Below are 19,559 nucleotides of genomic sequence, written 5' to 3'. Positions count from 1 at the left end.
GTGGTTACGGAAGGATCTTGATTATTCTTGCGAGTCTCCCTACATATAGAGATAATAAACCCAGTGATGAGCATTAATCTATGAGCAAAATTGCCCTGTTTGGAACCAGTGCCGATCCTCCCACAGAAGGCCACCAGTCTATTTTAACTCAACTAGGTCAGAGATTCGATCGCGTGTTGGTCTGGGCTGCTGATAACCCTTTTAAGTCTCATGGCGCTTCCCTGGAACATCGACAAGCTATGCTAGAGGTGTTGATTAACTCAATTTATCCACCCCAAACTAATATTTTGCTGAAACCAGAACTTAGCAGTCGCCGCACGATTGAGACGGTCCACCGGGCTCGGAAATCTTGGCTTAATGACGACTTTACCCTAGTTATCGGCTCAGATTTGGTATCACAGATACCCCGTTGGTATAAAATTAATGATCTGTTGGGTGAGGTTAACTTATTAGTGGTTCCCCGACCAGGCTACGACATTGAAGACCCCGATTTGGCGAAACTGCGAGAGTTAGGGGGAAAAGTAGCGATCGCCAATTGGCAGGGTTTACCTGTTTCCTCCACTGATTTTCGCCAAGCAGGTGATCCTAATCCCATTCCGGGCGCGGTGGCTGATTATATCGCGCGCCAAAATTTATATCAATCTAGTTCTGGCCAGCAGTCCTGAATATGGCAGGAAATCCCCCACAACCATCGACTAGCCACCCCCTCGCTGACTTTAAGGTGGGAGTGGATAATATTATTTTTTCGATTGATACAGCGGCTCATCGCCTGTTGGTATTATTGGTAATGCGACAACAGGAACCTTTTTGCGATCGTTGGAGTCTTCCGGGAACCTTAGTGCGTCAAGGGGAATCCTTAGAAGATGCGGCTTATCGGATTTTAGATGAAAAAATTAAGGTGGAAAACCTTTATTTAGAACAGCTTTATAGTTTTGGCGGACCCAACCGAGATCCGCGAGAAAGTGCAGGGAGTTATAATGTCCGTTACCTATCTGTGAGTTATTTTGCCCTAGTTAGATTTGAGGAAGCGCAATTAATTCCTAATCAATCAACGGGGGTAGCTTGGTATCCCATAGAAGAAGTGCCATCTCTAGCATTTGACCATAATCAGATTTTAGAATATGGATATCGTCGCCTGCGTAATAAGTTAGAATACAGTCCGGTGGCTTTTGATGTACTTCCAGAACTCTTTACCCTAGGGGAATTATACCAATTTTATCTCACAGTTTTAGGTGAGGGTTTCTCGGACTATTCCAATTTTCGCGCCCGTTTACTCAAGCTAGGCTTTCTGTGTGACACGGGTATCAAAACCTCTCGCGGCGCAGGACGACCCGCCACCCTCTACCGCTTCGACGCTGAAGCGTTTAGCCCCTTAAAGGATAAACCTTTAGTTTTTGTTTAGTGCGCTAAATTAACAATTAATAATTAATAATTAATAATTAATAATTAGAGCCGGGTTTCTCCCCCCACAGGTCAAGAAACCATAGGGCGGGTTTATTAAGATGGTTGTGGGGATGGAGAAATTAATAATTAATAATTAATAATTAATAATTAACAATTAGAGCCGGGTTTCTCCCCCCACAGGTCAAGAAACCATAGGGCGGGTTTATTAAGATGGTTGTGGGGATGGAGAAATTAATAATTAATAATTAATAATTAACAATTAGAGCCGGGTTTCTCCCCCCACAGGTCAAGAAACCCGGTTTCTCAAAGAAACCTGGTTTCTAAGCTGAACCATAGGGCGGGTTTATTAAGATGGTCGTGGGGATGGAGAATTGACAACAGAACCCGCCCCTACAATTATTAATTATTAATTATAGCCGGGTTTCTAAGCTGAACCATAGGGCGGGTTTATTAAGATGGTCGTGGGGATGGAGAATTGACAACAGAACCCGCCCCTACAATTATTAATTATTAATTATTAATTATTAATTATTAATTATTAATTATTAATTATTAATTATTAATTATAGCCGGGTTTCTAAGCTGAACCATAGGGCGGGTTTATTAAGATGGTCGTGGGGATGGAGAATTGACAACAGAACCCGCCCCTACAATTATTAATTATTAATTATTAATTATTAATTATTAATTATAGCCGGGTTTGTAAGCTGAACCATAGGGCGGGTTTATTAAGATGGTCGTGGGGATGGAGAATTGACAACAGAACCCGCCCCTACAATTATTAATTATTAATTATTAATTATTAATTATTAATTATAGCCGGGTTTGTAAGCTGAACCATAGGGCGGGTTTATTAAGATGGTCGTGGGGATGGAGAATTGACAACAGAACCCGCCCCTACAATTATTAATTATTAATTATTAATTATTAATTATTAATTATAGCCGGGTTTCTAAGCTGAACCATAGGGCGGGTTTATTATGATGGTCGTGGGGATGGAGAATTGACAACAGAACCCGCCCCTACAATTAATAATTATTAATTATTAATTATTAATTATTAATTATAGCCGGGTTTCTAAGCTGAACCATAGGGCGGGTTTATTAAGATGGTCGTGGGGATGGAGAATTGACAACAGAACTCGCCCCTACAATTAATAATTATTAATTATTAATTATTAATTATTAATTATTAATTATAGCCGGGTTTCTAAGCTGAACCATAGGGCGGGTTTATTAAGATGGTCGTGGGGATGGAGAATTGACAACAGAACCCGCCCCTACAATTATTAATTATTAATTATTAATTATTAATTATTAATTATAGCCGGGTTTGTAAGCTGAACCATAGGGCGGGTTTATTAAGATGGTCGTGGGGATGGAGAATTGACAACAGAACTCGCCCCTACAATTATTAATTATTAATTATTAATTATTAATTATTAATTATAGCCGGGTTTCTAAGCTGAACCATAGGGCGGGTTTATTAAGATGGTCGTGGGGATGGAGAATTGACAACAGAACCCGCCCCTACAATTAATAATTATTAATTATTAATTATTAATTATTAATTAAACTTAATGCTTGTAAGTCCTGTTTTGCTTGCAGAAAGCGCCCTTGTAAGAGGGCAGAAACCCCCCGTAATACTAAAAACTCTGGTTGTTCAGGATTTAATGCTAAGGCTGGTTGTAGGGCGATTTCGGCTGCTCTGGCGTTAAAATTATATAGGTGTACAAAGGCGAGATAAGCATGGGCGAAGGGGTTATTAGGATCGAGTTTGGTGACTGTTTCTAAAGCGGCGATCGCTCCATTTACATCCTGTTCTAACACGGAAGCTAAAGCTAGGCTATATGCTAGGTTTAAATTATCGGGTTCTTGGTTTAACCTATAGGCTAGGGTTTTTTGAGCCTGTTTGGTATAGTCCTGAACTGGATCATATTGGTTAATGCGACGAATTTCATTAAAAATCACCTCCAGTCCCTGTATACCCTGGGGAAGTTTGAGGGCTAGTTGCTGAAGTTGGGTAATTAAATCCAATTCTGGGGCGGGTAAGGCGGCTGCATTAGGGTCAATAGTCAGGGTAATGGGGGGGGATGCGATCGCTAAGGTTTCCCCGGTTTCTCGGCTTAAATAGGTGGCTTGCAGAGTATAATTGCCGGGTGTAGCATCGGGTGGGGGTAGCATTGCCATGCGTTCAACTACCTCGAACCCTGTGGCTGTGTCTTCTGGTAATTCTAGCCGCCCTGAACCTATGGCGCGATCGTGGAACCATTGGGTATTATTGTCATCATCTAATGCAGTCCAAGTCAATAACACCAAACCTGACTCAAGCTGCTGTGGGGGACCTGACCAAATGTAGGTAATGGGAATAGGAACCCCTGGGGGGGCGCTTTCAGGAACAATTACCGCCTCTAAATTCACCACCTCGGAAATATCGGCGCGGGGGGAAACTTCGACGGGTGAGGGGGTGCAACGATGAAGGTTTAAAGTGTTACCATCTGGTAGGAGCCAATTGCGATAAACTGGGAACTGAGGACCTTGGGCGATCGCAGTGACCATCAAGGTTTGGGCTTCTTTAATGCGATCGACAGAACCCTGATCTCCCGTTTTGGTGATAAACCAACAGAGGGAACCAGCATCTTGAGAAACTTCGTCATAAGCAATACCGACCTGGCGACCGTAAACCTGAAAATCTTTAATTGCGCCATAGTAGTCGATATTATGCTGATTGATATTTTCGGTGGAAGGCAAAACCCCGATGGTATTCTGTAGGTAGGGTTCGGCTGCCAAAATGGTTGAGATAATTTCTGGGTGAGGCCAGTTAACGCCTATTTCTGCATGGCGGGTATTTCCCGGACTTAGCAAGCTGCGGAATTGTTGACCGGGAACTCCCCCCACCGGCCACAGAGTTAAAATCATTAACAACACGGCTAAAGCCATGGTCCCCCAACGTACTCTCATCCCCCACCATTTCGGCCAGAGTGTGAGTCCCCAAGCTAATACAATTGACAGCATGGGTAATAGGGCGAAGTTGTAGCGGAAGTCTTTATTGGGGTTGAGGGAACAGAGTAAATATCCCCCCACCAGAAATACTGCTAACCAGGCGAAACCAGATTTCGGGGTGTCTGGGGGAAGGCTGCGCCACCGAATTAGGTAAAGTAAAAAACCGACAATGGGAACTAATAATAACGGCCAGGACACATGATCGGGGAGGAGACTTAGATAGTAGGTCCAGGCTTCTGGGTCGGTTAAGGGTGGATCGCCTTCGGCGCGCGCGGCGTATATGGTGGCGCGTTGTACTGATGTGATCATTAACAGCCAAGTATTTGACAGCCACGGACCGAAGACTAACACGGACAGCAAACCAGCGATCGCCATTTGAAAAAACCTTCCCCAGTCCCGTCTTTTTAGGGTTCCCACCGTTACCCACAACAGGGGAACAAACAAAAATAGGGCGGTGGTTTGTTTGACTAAAAATGCGAGTCCTACGGATATTCCTACAGCGATCGCCCATAACCACTGATAACGCGGTTGTTCACATTTGCGCCACATGGTCAGCAGCAAAAAACTGAAAGCGACACTGGCGGTGACCGGATAATCTAGGAGATATTCAAAACGATATAGATATAATGCGGGGAGTAATAAGCATAAACCCGCCGCCCATAAAGCTACTTGGCGGTTAAAAAGTTGGCATCCGATACAGTAAACAGACCCCAGTAATATAGCACTGAATAGCAGGTGTACTAGGTTGGCGGTGTCTGGACTAGGAGCGAATATATTTTGAAAGGGAATGGTGAGAATATATACCAGGGGGGGAATTTTGGCTGACAGGTTCCAGATATAATCCCACCACTGACCGGAAAACCATTGGGGGTCTTGGAAGGCGCGGCGGTAGATCAGGCTTCCTGTTAGGTAATAGGCGGGGTCCCAGGCTGGTACAGACCGATCAAAGATAAACCAAAGGCGATCGCTAATGGCTCCTATTAGCCAGATTATACTAATGGCGATCGCACCCGTTATTTTTTTTGACCCTTCAACGATAACCTTTCCCTCCCGATAACTCTGAACCTGATCAAAATTAAACCGAGTTTCCCAGACAATATTAGACACCTTCGCCCCAATTGCCCAAGAAACCCGATTTCCGATGTAATTATACTAGAACAAGCCTAAAGTGAAGGACTTGTCAATGGGGAAAGTTGCGCCAATACCCAGCCACAGGGTCACAAAAGTTCCGAATAGGAATATTGCTGTAGCTACAGGACGACGGAAGGGGTTTTGAAACTTATTGACATTTTCAATGAAAGGAACCACCAACAGACCCACGGGAATGGAAGCCATCATTAACACCCCTAACAATTTGTTGGGGACTACCCGCAGAATTTGGAACACCGGCCAGAAGTACCACTCTGGCAGAATTTCCAGGGGAGTCGCAAAAGGATCGGCAGGTTCTCCTACCATAGCAGGGTCAAGGACTGCCAAACCAACGATTAGCGCAAAAGTTCCAACGATAACTACCGGGAAAACATATAGCAGATCATTAGGCCAAGCTGGTTCACCATAGTAGTTATGGCCCATACCTTTAGCGATTTTCGCTCTCAAGACTGGATCACTGAGATCCGGCTTTTTCATTACTGACATGGTAAGATCGCTCTCCTTAATATTTTGAGATCAAATGGATATGTTCTAATTATCCATTATGATTCGGCTCTGCCACCATCGGGGTAGCAAAAGCTACTCCCGTCTGATGGTTTAAGATTTAGGCAGACTTTAGAGGGGTCCTGAAATACCTTGTTTACGGATCATCAGGAAGTGCAGCAACATGAATACTGCAATCAACCAGGGTAAAACGAAGGTATGCAGGCTGTAGAAACGGCTGAGAGTGGGTTGCCCTACCGCAGCACCACCCCGCATCAATTCAACAATGGTTGAACCTACAATGGGGATAGCTTCGGGAACCCCAGACACAATTTTAACCGCCCAATAGCCGATTTGATCCCAGGGAAGAGAATATCCAGTTACGCCAAAGGAAACTGTGATCACTGCCATAACTACCCCTGTTACCCAGGTGAGTTCCCGTGGCTTTTTGAAACCGCCAGTTAGGTAAACCCGGAAAACGTGCAGGATCATCATTAATACCATCATACTGGCAGACCAGCGATGGATAGAGCGAATCAGCCAACCGAAACTTACTTCTGTCATGATGTACTGAACAGAGGTAAATGCTTCGGCGACGGTCGGCTTATAATAGAAGGTCATCGCAAACCCAGTAGCAAACTGGATTAAGAAGCAAACTAGGGTGATCCCACCCAGACAGTAGAAGATATTTACGTGGGGAGGGACGTATTTGCTAGTGATGTCGTCGGATATCGCTTGGACATCTAGCCTTTCGTCAAACCACTTGTAGGTTTTTGATTCGGTGATTTCCTTTGAGAACATGAAGCTAGGATTCCTAAAATATTAATTGCTGCCTTGGTTGTTAGGTCTGAACTGATACATTTACGCGACATTTTTCCGGTTGTTCCCGGACAATGCGACGATAGCACTATTACCCGTTAAGGTAACAGAGGCGGTATCCCGCAAAGCTTTTAGAAAGATTCCAAAAGCACCGTTCCAGTCCCTGGGTAGAGTGAACCCGCACTCAGGACATCGGAACACTTTTGAGCCACCTAGCTGGGAATGGACATGACCACAGTGAGTACAGGTTTTGCTGGTGTATTCTTCGGTCACATCTACAACTGTTCAGTTATTTCCCCTTGATGTCTCAGGGTTAGTTTGAATCGATAATGCGCCCATGTCAGCATGGTTCGGGCAGTCTTAGACCTGATTAGACGCTTCACCTTGGCAACCATATTGGAAGTCTCGAAGGTGGGCCAAAAAATCAGGCTGTGTTATGGGATGGTCAGGGATGTGACCCAATCAACCAAGGGGTTGAAGTCCTCACCGGGTAGTTATTTCGCCCATTTCAGCTCTATTTCATACCCGAAGGTCTCGCACCATACTTGGTATTATACCGTATTGCCGTAAAATGTTAACCTAATTTGAGATTAAATCATGCTCTAACGCTCAGATGGGTCAATACACCAGACTAGCCAGACTTTCCCGTTTAGTTTGGTTAAAGGTCTCTGTCAATTATATGGCAGTGCTAACCTTGAACCCAACGGGTGATTTATATCTCTGACTTGAGAAGATCGGGGATTGGTTGAATGCCTCTCAGTTCAGTCCTAGGGGACCTGAACGCAGATGCTGAAATTTCACCAAGTGCTGAGGATAGCAGACCCAGTGTTCTGATACATTTACGCGACATTTTTCCGGTTGTTCCCGGACAATGCAACGATAGCACTATTACCCGTTAAGGTAACAGAGGCGGTATCCCGCAAAGCTTTTAGAAAGATTCCAAAAGCACCGTTCCAGTCCCGTGGTAGAGTGAACCCGCACTCAGGACATCGGAACACTTTTGAGCCACCTAGCTGGGAATGGACATGACCACAGTGAGTACAGGTTTTGCTGGTGTATTCTTCGGTCACATCTACAACTGTTCAGTTATTTCCCCTTGATGTCTCAGGGTTAGTTTGAATCGATAATGCGCCCATTTCAGCATGGCGCGGGCAGTCTTAGACCTGATTAGACGCTTCACCTGACTGGCCATATTGGAAGTCTCGAAGGTGGGCCCAAAAATCCGGCTGTGTTATGGGATGGCCAGGGATGCGACCTAATCAACCAAGGGGTTGAAGTCCTCACCGGGTAGTCCCCACGCCCATTTCAGCTCGATTTCATACCCGAAGGTCTCGCACCATACTTGGTATTATACCGTATTGCCGTAAAATGTTAACCTAATTTGAGATTAAATCATGCTCCTCTCATAAAAAATGTAACATAACTTTAATCATTATTTGAATGAGCGAAAATCAGATTTCCCCAAAATCAAGTCCCAATTCTCCCGGCGGCGGAGAGTATTTATCTCTATTGCTGGCGGTGGCTTTTTTACTGTTTCTCATGCGGACGGCTTTTCCTTGGCTATTGGCGATCGCCTCTTTTGTAGGTGTTTGGATGCTATGGCGATACTACTCCTACCAGTCTCGCCGCCTACAACAGAGTCTGGATCAGGCTTTTTATGCTTTGATCCGGGAACATGAAGGACGGATCACCCCTTTGGATCTGGCTTTGGCTACTCAGCTTACCGGTCCCCAAGTTCAGGCTTATCTCGACCAAAAGGCGCTGGAATTTGCGGCTGAGTTTGAGGTAACAGATGATGGTAGGATTTTTTATACTTTCTCGACGGTAGCTTCTGTGACTGTGGCTGACCCAGAACCTGCTATTGATAAGGAAATGGCGACTGTGGCTGACCCAGAACCTGCTATTGATACTCAAGTTGTGAACCTTCCCCGTCAGACAGTGGAACTTCCCCCGGTTTCTGTTAATCAAGGTCCACTGGTAACCGGGTTTGATGTACATCCCCATAATATTAGACCCCGGAAACCAAAACCCGTTGAACTCTACCCCGCGCCGCACGCCTGCGAGTATTCTCAGGAAAGCCAGGAGTTTCAGTCGCGGCCAGAATTACCTAAGTCGGAGATCACCGAGTTGATGGAACGTAATCGCTTAGGCGATCGCTTTTCGGCGGACTAAGTTGATATAATCGATATACAGTGCGGGACGTTCAGGCATGAAATAGGGTAGAAACACCCGAAATAACCGCCTGATGGGGACTTCAGCCCCTTGGTTGAATATAAGAGGCTCGCCTCTGAGCATCCCCATAACTGTTTATATGTCCCAAAGCTTGGTATAGAAATATACAAAACAAGGCAGGGAACTCAAGGTCAAAACGCAAAATCGGAAATCTTAACGATTTCTTAACAATTGCGTTGAGAGTAACCGCGATAGCCACCCCCAGTTTTGGGAATCATAACCCCAGGACTGAAGCGGGGAACGGAAGGCGTGAAGTAGAACCTACTACCAGAGGCGACCACTGCCAACCATCCATGATTAAGGAAATCTGAATGTTCCGACTTGAACCGCCATAAGGATTAAGTAGCTAAACAGGTTGATACGCTCCGCTCAAAAGAGTTAGGGAAAAAGTAGGGTAATTGTAACATCACCTACACAGACCTTTAAAAGTACCCCGGTGGAAAGGACAAATCTAAAGATGGAATGCCCATATAAACGGAACGTTGTAATCCCTCTTAGGCTCTGAGAGTATGGTCGATACCTCAGTAGTGACAAGTGTAAGCGGATGGTGCGAGACGTTCGGGTATGAAATAGGGCTGAAATGCCCGAAATAACTACCCGGTGAGGATTCCAGCTCCGAATCTGGATATAAGGAGACCTCTCCTGACCATCCTCATAACTGGTTATATGTCCCGACGCTTAGGGAACTAAGCAAGGCAGGGAACTCAAGGTCATAAACGAACTGAGAAATCAGGGAGTAGAGAGTAACCGCGATAGCCACCCCCAGTTTTGGAAGTCATAACTCCAGGATTGAAGCGGGGAACGGAAGGCGTGAGGTAAAACCTACTACCAAGACGCGACCACTGCCAACCATCTATGATTAGGAAGACCGAATGTCCGACTTGAACCATCGTAATACACTAGCAGCGAAATAGGTTGACACGCTGCGCTCAAAAGGGCAAGGGGAAAAGTAGGGGGTTCGTCCGACTACCTACACAGACCTTTAAAAGTACCCCGGTTCTGAGGACAAATCTAACGATGGAATGCCCATATAATCGGAACGTTGTAACCCCTCCAAGACTCTGCCTATAAACAAGTGAGCAATATTACTCATAGGCAGTAGTGATAAGTGTAAGCGCAAGTCTCGGAGGGTGAAGGATGCGACCAGAAGCCAATGCCCATCTGTAATGGCTGGGATATGCCCACAGGTCGCGGTATGGATATAGATACTGCAATTAGTAGGAGCCTAATGGCGAAAGCGAGTTTAAAGACTACGTGTGCATACAACTCCAAAAGTTGAAGTACGAAAGCAGGGGTTCGTAACCCTGTTCCTATTGACAAAAAGGGTATCCATATCAGGAGCCGTGTGATGCGAAAGTATCAAGCACGGTTTTGAATAGGAGTTCGAGAAGGTGACTTCTCGTCCGACCTTACCTGTCACTCAAAATTTTAGACCCATGAGATATAAATATCATCGCCAAATCCAACCTAAACTTAGTGCCATTCCACGTCAGAAGTCTCAGGCTAATCTTTACCGAAATTCATATCTACTAGCGGTTGAAAAAAATCGCCTAACTGAAGAATTGGAGGTTTTACAAAGTCGGAGCCATATCATCGAACAACGACTCGCATTGATTGAAGACCAACTAGGAGAACTAGAAAAAGATGTAACTGAATTATCAGTTCCACCTTCCCCTAAACCTCCAAATAATCTTCCTGTCAATAATCCAGAACCGCCACCTCAATCTAACCCCACCAATTCCAGCCATATTAATACCTTTATGGTTGATTATTAGGAATAATTAAAGGCGGTTTTATGATATAAAAACAGAAATATAAAACCGCCTCTACAGGACTTCTAACACTGCTTTCGGGGATAATTTACCCTTAAACCAAACTACACGCGCGGGAATCTCACTAATTTTAACTCCCGCTTTGGCTAGGTTTAAACGTTCAGAAATAGCTAAAATTAAACAGTCGCATTCAGACTGCCGCACTTGAGAGAATTTCTTTCTTAAATATTCCGATCGCCAATAACCAACTATTTCTAACAGAAACATTCTACCATCAGGATGAACTAACCGAAAATCGGGAATCATCACACTACCAGGAATGGGAATTAAATCTACTTCCCTTTCTAGTCGCCACTCGGTTTTTAGGGAACTCCAACGGTCAGCAAAAGACTCCTCAATCATGCTGTCGTAGGCTTTACCTGGGGGATAGTGGCTAACTAATTGACAGTCAGAATTGAGGGTGTAACGACCCTTTTTAATTTCCTTAGTATAAGGGTCTCGCTGTTGTAGGGTCGCCTGTAGACTCCATTTAGTGACATGGAGTAAAGCTGGTATCATTTTAGCTAAGGCTAACCCATAGCGTGTACTAGCTTTAAATAAGCTGGTTGGTCCGTCTACTGTAATGGTAAATCCATGGTCTGCGTCTCCTTCAATATACGCCATTAACTGAAATAATTTTAAGTACCGAAACAAAAGTTTATATTCTCCTGGGTCGTTACGGTAGGCGTTGATTTTTATCTCACTAGCACGATAAAATATACCCTGTACTTGTGACAAGTTATAACGGTGAATTAAGGCTTCTGGGGTGGGGGTATCAAACTGGGTAAGAATCCGGTTTTCTTGGAGATCTGCATATAGTCCTACTTGAATTTCGGAGGGGAAAACTTCCCGTTTTAATTCGGCGGTTAATTTCAGGGATAATTCCTCTAAAGTTTGCGCGGTAGAATCAGGAGAAGGTATCGATTTAGCGGCTGCGGAAAATACCCTTTCTCGTAATTTTTCGGGGTCGAGAGGGCTGATGATTTCAAAAGTACAAAAACCACTCCTAAGTAAGTGGGCTAATCCTCGTTTGATGCGATAGTTGGGGCTATCTCCTTCTAAGTCTTGGAGTTGGCGGTTTAATTCTCCTTGGCTATGGTTGACGCAGTTGGTAAATTGTTCTATGATTTCGGAGGCGATCGCTAAATTTCCCTGATTAATTGGTAATCTCAGAGGGATAATTGTTTCTCCATTTTGTCGATAGCTGAGTAAATCAGTGGGTAACATATAAGGGTAAAGTTAATCGAAGATTATCAGTTGTGGCGATCGCCTTTCTATGGGTGAGGCGGTTGACTCATTCCCATAGACCAGAGAAATGCGATCGAGGCGTGGGTTCGGATTATCTCACACTTGTCATTGATTTAGCCTCGTATTAAAACATTACCACACTGCGAATAGACTCTCCTCGGTGCATCAAATCAAACCCTTCGTTAATCTGTTCAAAAGGCAAAACATGAGTAATTAAATCATCAATATTAATCTTACCCTCCATATACCAATCAACAATTTTCGGCACATCAGTCCGACCCCTTGCGCCACCAAAAGCCGACCCTTTCCAAACCCTTCCTGTCACCAACTGAAACGGACGGGTACTAATTTCCTGTCCCGCTGATGCTACCCCGATAATAACACTCACCCCCCAACCTTTATGACAGCATTCTAAAGCCTGACGCATAACTTGAACATTACCAATACACTCAAAACTATAGTCAGCGCCACCCTTGGTTAAATCCACCAAATAAGCCACCAAATCACCCTCAATTTCGGCGGGATTCACAAAATGAGTCATCCCAAATTTTTCGGCAATTTCTCGCTTTTGCGGGTTAATATCAACCCCGACAATCATATCAGATCCCACCATTTTCGCCCCTTGTATTACATTTAAGCCAATCCCCCCCAAGCCAAAAACTACAACTCTAGAACCCGGTTCAACTTTCGCCGTATTAATGACCGCGCCGATACCCGTTGTTACCCCACAACCGATATAACAAACTTTCTCAAAAGGCGCATCTTCCCGAATTTTTGCCACGGCAATTTCTGGCAAAACCGTATAGTTAGAAAAGGTGGAAGTTCCCATATAATGATGAATCATTTTGCCATCTTTAGAAAAACGGCTACTACCATCAGGCATTAATCCCTTTCCTTGGGTTCCTCTAATAGCTTGACAAAGGTTGGTTTTCATGCTAAGACAATACTCGCACTGACGACATTCTGGAGTATATAACGGGATGACATGATCACCAGGTTTAAGACTTTTGACATCTGGTCCTACTTCTACTACAATTCCCGCGCCTTCATGTCCTAAAATGGCTGGAAATAATCCCTCTGGGTCAGCACCAGATAATGTATAAGCATCAGTATGACAAATTCCTGTAGCTTTAATTTCGACTAACACTTCCCCGGCTTTTGGACCTTCCAGATGGACAGTTTCTAGGCTGAGGGGTTTTCCGGCTGACCAAGCCACGGCGGCTTTAACTTCCATAGTATACCTCTGATTTGATATGATTATTTAGATTATCATAACTCAGAATCTGGGGATAAATAAATGCAAACAGACTTATTTAATCTGGAAATTAGCCAACCTAAATTTACCTTTGTTGACCTATTCTCTGGTATTGGTGGCTTCCGCATTGCTTTAGAAAATTGGGGCGGTAAATGTTTGGGATATTCGGAAATTGCCGCGAATTCTATACAAGTATATAAACAAAATTTTATCAGAGATGCTAATCTTGATGAACCCAACCTGGGAGATATGCGATCGCTTCATAAATTACCCTTTACGGTCGATTTAATCACGGGGGGAGTTCCTTGTCAACCGTGGTCAATTGCGGGAAAACTTCGGGGGTTAGATGACCCAAGAGGTCAGTTATGGTTAGATACTATTCGAGTGATTAAAATGAATCAACCCTTAGCTTTTATCCTCGAAAATGTTAAAGGTTTGACCGACCCCAGACACCGCCCACAGTTTGAGAGTATTCTTGAGGAATTATCCGCCGCCAATTATCATCTAAAATGGCAGGTAATTAATGCCTCAGATTTTGGCTTACCACAAGACCGCGATCGCGTTTTTATTGTAGGAATACGTCGAGACATTAATCAAGGTCAAAACTTCCAGTTTCCCCAACCTTTAAATCTACATCCAAAACTGTTTGATTTTGTGGAAGGAGTCTCTCAAAAACCAGTGATCAAAAAAAAGTTTTCGCCCCAGGTTTTATTTGGCAACCATATCCCCCCAGCCCGAGGTCGCTTTCAAAAAAATGATGAACTTAATGATTTTTTTCTGTTTTCCGACGTGCGAAATGGACAAACAACTATCCATTCTTGGGATTTAATCGAAACAAGCGATCGCCAAAAACAAATCTGTGATATAATCCTGAAAAATAGGCGCAAAAAAATCTATGGTCCCCAAGACGGGAATCCCATTCCTTTAGCAGCATTACAACAGTTAATTAATGATTTACAAGAATCGGAACTTAATCAACTTATCGACCAACGAATTTTAAGATATGTAGAAAATAGGGGTTATGAATTTGTGAATTCTAAAATATCTTCTGGTATTAACGGAGTCGCCAAAATCTATCTCGCGCACGCCGAAGCGATCGCCACTCTCACCGCGACCGGAACCAAAATATTTGTAGCAACTAAATACTTTAATTGTCAGAATCATCAACGATATAAGCAAGAGTTTATAAAGACTATCTATCATCCCCAAAAATACAAAGAAATCACCCCCAGAGATACAGCAAGATTACAAGGTTTTCCCGATTGGTTTGTGTTACATCAAAATCCCAGTATTGCCAAAAAACAACTAGGTAATGCTGTCCCCGTCCCGGTCGTTGATTACATTGTAAAATCATTGTTACCTTTTATTTGGGAGGCTTAAAAAATGTCAACTATTAATTCTCAAACCAGGCAAAAAATTAAAGGCTTTTTGGAGGGATTTATACAAAACTTAGTCCGTAGTTATAAAAATCGTAAATTCAAACAAATTACTACTGCCCAAGAGTATCTATCAAGAAATTCATCTAAGGGAGAACTTAGACCTTTTCATGCTGCAATATTACCTTCATCATTACTTAAAATTACTGCTTTTGAGCGTGGATTTAGTACAAGTTTAGGAAGTACATTTGAAGAAGTTGCTAAACTTATTGCTATTCAGAATCATCGAGAAGCGGTTCGTAGTTATACTCTGATGGCTGAGGTCAGTTCAAGTGCATTAGATGAAATTGAAAGACAAAAAGAAAGATATGATCGAGCAATTCAGTTAAATTCGGCAAAACCATCATTTTCCGAGATGCTGGAATCTGTGATAAACTGCTGTAGAGATCATGATCTAGAAGAGAAAGTCGTTCAAGTTGATTTAAAAATCATAAATAATAATAATGAGGCAATTTTATTTGAAATCAAAAGTCCCAAGCCCAATAAGGGTCAATGTTTGGAAGTTTTGCAACGCCTACTACGATTTCATTTATTCACTCATTCTTTAGAAATGGAGACCCAAGCCTATTATGCAATGCCTTACAATCCTTGGGGAAAATTAGAAAACTATAAATGGAGTGTTGCCAAAAAATATTTGCCTTTTGATGATACAGTGCTTGTTGGAGATCAATTTTGGACAGTCATTGGTGGAGAAGGAACATATGAGGAAGTTCTCAGTATTTATTTAGAAGTGGGTCGAGACATGGAAAAATCGATCCTGGATCAATTAGCATTTGGTTTGTAAATATATTCTGACACAAAGTAATGACCATGACTGAAAATTCACCATCTCAAGAAAACGCCATATCTAAATTTTTCCAATTTCAGCCACTCCAAACTAACCTGCGAACCGAAATAGTTTCAGGGGTCACTACCTTTGTGACTATGGCTTATATTTTGGCGGTTAACCCCGATATTCTTTCCAATGCCATTTTTTTAGAAACCCCTGGCGACCTATTCGGAGAAATTGCGATCGCCACCGCATTATCCGCCGCCATTGCTACCCTAATTATGGGGCTATATGCTAACTATCCCTTCGCCCTAGCCCCAGGAATGGGTTTAAACGCTTATTTTGCCTTTTCCGTCGTCCTCAGCCAAGGAATTAGCTGGCGAGTCGCCCTAGGCGCAATTTTCATCGAGGGATTAATTTTTATCGCCCTCACCTTCGGAAATATTCGCGCCCAAATTGTCACCGCCATTCCCAGCGGTATTAAACACGCCACCGCCGCCGGAATAGGTCTATTTATCGCCTATATAGCCCTGACCAAGACAGGTTTAATTATCTCATCCGAAGCTACCGTTACCACCCTAGGCGACCTCAGCCAACCCACAGTATTAATTACCCTAATTGGCATTTTAATCACTGCTGCTTTTGTCGTCCGTCGCATTACTGGGGCTTTATTATGGGGTATTATCGCCACGGCATTATTAGGGTGGATTTTAGGCATTGCCCCCTGGCCGCAAGGTTTCATTAGTTTACCACAATTTCCCGGAGATTTATTAGGTCAAGCATTCGTCGGTTTAGGGGGAATATTAGAGGGTAATTTTTGGCAACTCATAACGGTTATATTTGTGTTTCTGTTTGTGGATTTATTCGATACCGTCGGCACCTTAACTGGCTTAGGGATGAAAACCGGATATATCAACGAAAAAGGCGAACTTCCCAGGGCAAATAGGGCATTTATTGCGGATGCTGTTGGCACGACAATAGGGGGAATTTTAGGCACTTCAACGGTCACAACTTATATTGAATCAGCATCAGGTATTTCCGAAGGGGGACGCAGTGGATTTAATGCCATTACCGTGGCGGTTTTATTTTTACTTTCGATGCTATTTATACCCCTACTGGCGGGGATTCCATCTTTTGCTACCGCCCCCACGTTAATTATAGTAGGAGTGTTGATGATGGCTAGTGTCCGGTCAATTGCTTGGGACGACCCGGCTGAGTCTATATCGGCATTTTTAACCCTATTTATTATGCCTCTTAGCTACTCTATTGCTGATGGTTTTGCGGCTGGATTAATTGCTTATCCAATTCTGAAAACTCTCCAGGGTAAATGGTCGGAAACTACTATTGCCATGTGGGTCTTAGCTGCCATTTTTGTATTAAAATTTGTGTTGGTTGGTGGCTAGTATTGCCGTGTTATAATGAGACAATGGGTGCGAGACGTTTAGGAGTGAAATAGGGATGCAATGCCCGAAATAGCCTCCTAGTGGGACTTCCACCCCTTTGTGGAATATAAGGGATTCACATCCCTGACCATCCCATAACTGTTTATATGTCCCGACGCTTGGAGAAATCTGAGCAAGGCAGGGGACTCAAGGTCATAAACAAACTGAGAAATCAGGGAGTAGAGAGTAAAGGCGATAGCCACCCCCAGTTTCAGGATACACAACCTTGGGATTGAAGCGGGGAACGGAAGGCGTGAAGTAGAACCTACTACCAAATGCGACCACTGCCAACCATCCATGACTAGGGAAACCGAATGTCTGGCTTGAACCATCGTCATTATTGAGTAGCGTAATAGGTTGCCACGCTGCGCTCAAAAGAGCAAGGGGAAAAGTAGGGTTTTCCATACAACACCTACACAGACCTTTTTAAGTACCCCGGTGGAAAGGACAAGTCTAAAGATGGAATGCCCATATAAACGGAACGTTTAAACCCCTTTTTTTAGGCTCTCGGCAGGTACATCTTGTTGAGTAGTGAAAGTGTAATCGTATGCCTTTAAGGGGAAGGGATGTGACTGAAAGCCAATGCCTAATTGTAATGGTTAGGATATGCCCACTAGTCACGGTGTAGATATAGTTACTGCAATCAACAGGAGTTTAACGGCGAAAGCGAGTTTAAACACTACGATGTTGTATTTAGCTCCAAAAGTTGAAGTACAAAAGCAGGGGTTGGTAACCCTGTTCCCGTTGCCAAGGGGTATCTACATCAGGAGCCGTGTGATGCGAAAGTATCAAGCACGGTTTTGAATGGGAGTGGGGGAAGGCGACTTCCCTCTCGACCCCTACCTTGTATTCTGAACTTAATTACAAGAGATGAACTTCCCTAATATATTCGGTGATTCAACCAATAGCAACCCTAATCCTAACAGTGATCCACGCTTTCAACAATTTGTTGAACGTTTACAACAGGTGGAAGATCGCGATCGCCTAATTCAGGAAACCCTGAATGGGTTACGAAAACACCTGAAAAGCGATCGGATAGTCTTATACTACTTTTATAAGCAGTGGCGCGGACAAGTTACCTTTGAATCACTGCGTTATATCGACTATTCGATTTATGGCTCAACTGGGGCTGATGATTGTTTCAATGATCAATATGCTAGACTCTATTTAGAAGGGAGAATATCGGCAATTTCAGATATTGATGAAGCTGACATTGACTCCTGTCACCGCGATTTTCTGAAAAGCATCAGAGTTAAGGCAAATTTAGCGGTTCCAGTGGTTAAAAATCAACAATTATGGGGATTACTAATTGCCCACTATTGTCAAACCTCCCACTCTTGGGTTAATGCCGAAATTGAAACCATGAAACAGGCGGCTAAATTATTATCAGAATCACCATTTTTGGACTAATGCCATTAATTACTGTTCATTTTTGCCTGGTATTTGCTTAACCCCGGCATTTTTTATGTTCACAAAACCCACAATTACAGCAGCAATAGGAATGGATAAAAACAAGCCCAAAAATCCGGCTATTCTGGCACCGAGTAATAAAGCAAAAAAGATAATAACCGGATTGAGATTAACAGAATTTTGCATAATTCGAGGCATCAAAATATTTTCCTCAATCTGCTGTAATAAAACGCAATAAACTATCACTTGTAAGCTAATTAAAATTCCCTTTGGTAAAACAATTATGGCTGACAGAATAATTCCAATGGTCGCACCGACCCCCGGAATTAAATCAAAAACTCCCACTAAAGTCGCCAAAAATAGGGGATAGGGCGCTTGTAGAATTAAATAGACAAAAAAAGCAGAGAATCCAAAAAAAACAGATAAAATTAATCGCCCCCTAAAAAAGCCCAAGAAGTTATTTCTCAAAGATAAGGTCAAATCCTCGATATTAGATGGGAAAAAACTTTGAAAAGATGCCCAAAGTTCCTCGCCATTAAGTAGCATAAAAAATGTGACTACTAAGATAATAATAAATTCCACCAAACCAGATAAAATTTTGCCAACAGCCGCCGTCCCAAAACTAAATAAATTGGAGACTTCCTGCTTTAAATCCTCTTGTAAAAAATCTAAATCAACCTGAATATTAGCATTTTTTAGCAAGGTTTCTATTTGGTCAACAAGATTGACAAAAGAATCCAATAAATCTGGTGCTTGGCTGACAAATTGTTGCAACTCGGAAACTATAGCCAAGCCCAAAGTTGCTACTAAACCTATGAGCAATAATAAGCTAGTTAAAAACACGACTACAACGGCGACAGTATGGCTGGTATATTTCTGTAGCCATTGCACGGGATAATTGAGCAAAAAGGCAAAAATAGCGGCAAAGACAAAAACAATTATGATGGTTTGAAAATAAGCAATAAATTGAATAAACGCCCAACCAAAAGCAAACAGGAGCAAATAACGAACTAAACGAGAATTACTCAAAAAATTCTCAAAGGGCTTACTGGTCTGTTTGCTCATGTGTAAATAGGACTCAAAAGTTGATATCTATAAA

The 19,559-nt window shown here is 43.1% G+C and carries 14 protein-coding genes and 2 pseudogenes; 8 read left to right on the top strand and 8 right to left on the bottom strand.

Annotation, left to right across the window (positions count from 1 at the left end):
• Positions 1-80 precede the first annotated feature (80 nt).
• Complete coding sequence (locus XZ46_RS11985; RefSeq protein ID WP_006625732.1) at positions 81-665, top strand: nicotinate-nucleotide adenylyltransferase; 585 nt, start codon at positions 81-83, stop codon at positions 663-665.
• A 2-nt stretch (positions 666-667) separates the two neighbouring features.
• Positions 668-1,402, top strand: coding sequence for an NUDIX hydrolase (locus tag XZ46_RS11980; RefSeq protein WP_008050717.1), 735 nt, complete (start codon positions 668-670; stop codon positions 1,400-1,402).
• Between the two features lie 1,561 nt (positions 1,403-2,963).
• Here XZ46_RS11980 and XZ46_RS11975 read toward each other — a convergent pair.
• From XZ46_RS11975 to XZ46_RS29320, 5 genes and pseudogenes are all read right to left on the bottom strand, one after another.
• Entirely contained in the window at positions 2,964-5,513 is a 2,550-nt protein-coding gene (locus tag XZ46_RS11975) for a glycosyltransferase family 39 protein (RefSeq protein ID WP_006669162.1), read from the bottom strand.
• Positions 5,514-5,558: 45 nt separating this feature from the next.
• Positions 5,559-6,041 (bottom strand): cytochrome b6-f complex subunit IV, encoded by a 483-nt coding sequence (gene petD / locus XZ46_RS11970; protein WP_006616442.1) that lies wholly within the window; start codon positions 6,039-6,041, stop codon positions 5,559-5,561.
• A gap of 129 nt (positions 6,042-6,170) precedes the next feature.
• Positions 6,171-6,839, bottom strand: coding sequence for a cytochrome b6 (gene petB, locus XZ46_RS11965; protein WP_006616443.1), 669 nt, complete (start codon positions 6,837-6,839; stop codon positions 6,171-6,173).
• A 60-nt stretch (positions 6,840-6,899) separates the two neighbouring features.
• Positions 6,900-7,291: pseudogene (locus tag XZ46_RS29325) on the bottom strand (zinc ribbon domain-containing protein); the annotation flags it as partial.
• A 405-nt stretch (positions 7,292-7,696) separates the two neighbouring features.
• Positions 7,697-8,088: pseudogene (locus XZ46_RS29320) on the bottom strand (zinc ribbon domain-containing protein); the annotation flags it as partial.
• A gap of 209 nt (positions 8,089-8,297) precedes the next feature.
• On the opposite strand from XZ46_RS29320, the gene XZ46_RS11960 reads away from it, so the two are divergent.
• On the top strand, positions 8,298-9,029 hold the full coding sequence (locus XZ46_RS11960; RefSeq protein WP_006669161.1) for a hypothetical protein: 732 nt from the start codon (positions 8,298-8,300) through the stop codon (positions 9,027-9,029).
• Positions 9,030-10,480: 1,451 nt separating this feature from the next.
• On the top strand, positions 10,481-10,864 hold the full coding sequence (locus XZ46_RS11955) for a hypothetical protein (RefSeq protein ID WP_006625740.1): 384 nt from the start codon (positions 10,481-10,483) through the stop codon (positions 10,862-10,864).
• Positions 10,865-10,915: 51 nt separating this feature from the next.
• Here XZ46_RS11955 and XZ46_RS11950 read toward each other — a convergent pair whose 3' ends face one another.
• Both XZ46_RS11950 and XZ46_RS11945 read right to left on the bottom strand, forming a co-directional pair.
• Positions 10,916-12,127, bottom strand: a complete 1,212-nt coding sequence (locus tag XZ46_RS11950) for a DUF790 family protein (RefSeq protein ID WP_006625741.1) — start codon at positions 12,125-12,127, stop codon at positions 10,916-10,918.
• A gap of 145 nt (positions 12,128-12,272) precedes the next feature.
• The gene (locus tag XZ46_RS11945; protein ID WP_008050709.1) at positions 12,273-13,382 is read right to left on the bottom strand and encodes an S-(hydroxymethyl)glutathione dehydrogenase/class III alcohol dehydrogenase; all 1,110 of its coding nucleotides are present in this window, start codon (positions 13,380-13,382) and stop codon (positions 12,273-12,275) included.
• A gap of 63 nt (positions 13,383-13,445) precedes the next feature.
• On the opposite strand from XZ46_RS11945, the gene XZ46_RS11940 reads away from it, so the two are divergent.
• The 4 genes from XZ46_RS11940 to XZ46_RS11925 all read left to right on the top strand — a co-directional run bounded on the left by XZ46_RS11940 (position 13,446) and on the right by XZ46_RS11925 (position 18,460).
• The gene (locus XZ46_RS11940; RefSeq protein ID WP_008050708.1) at positions 13,446-14,783 is read left to right on the top strand and encodes a DNA cytosine methyltransferase; all 1,338 of its coding nucleotides are present in this window, start codon (positions 13,446-13,448) and stop codon (positions 14,781-14,783) included.
• 3 nt (positions 14,784-14,786) lie between these two features.
• Positions 14,787-15,623 carry a TdeIII family type II restriction endonuclease gene (locus XZ46_RS11935; RefSeq protein ID WP_008050707.1) on the top strand — a complete coding sequence of 279 codons (837 nt, stop codon included), beginning with the start codon at positions 14,787-14,789 and terminating at the stop codon, positions 15,621-15,623.
• A gap of 26 nt (positions 15,624-15,649) precedes the next feature.
• Positions 15,650-17,011 carry an NCS2 family permease gene (locus XZ46_RS11930; RefSeq protein WP_048895066.1) on the top strand — a complete coding sequence of 454 codons (1,362 nt, stop codon included), beginning with the start codon at positions 15,650-15,652 and terminating at the stop codon, positions 17,009-17,011.
• Positions 17,012-17,920: 909 nt separating this feature from the next.
• Positions 17,921-18,460, top strand: coding sequence for a GAF domain-containing protein (locus tag XZ46_RS11925; RefSeq protein ID WP_006625746.1), 540 nt, complete (start codon positions 17,921-17,923; stop codon positions 18,458-18,460).
• 9 nt (positions 18,461-18,469) lie between these two features.
• Here the strand turns inward: XZ46_RS11925 and XZ46_RS11920 are convergent, their stop codons facing one another.
• Entirely contained in the window at positions 18,470-19,525 is a 1,056-nt protein-coding gene (locus XZ46_RS11920) for an AI-2E family transporter (protein WP_006625747.1), read from the bottom strand.
• Positions 19,526-19,559 lie beyond the last annotated feature (34 nt).

It is taken from the genome of Limnospira indica PCC 8005 (genome assembly GCF_000973065.1).
Taxonomy (GTDB): domain Bacteria; phylum Cyanobacteriota; class Cyanobacteriia; order Cyanobacteriales; family Microcoleaceae; genus Limnospira; species Limnospira fusiformis.
The sequence above is the reverse complement of the archived record's forward strand: the minus strand, read 5'-3'. Positions and strand labels throughout refer to the sequence as shown.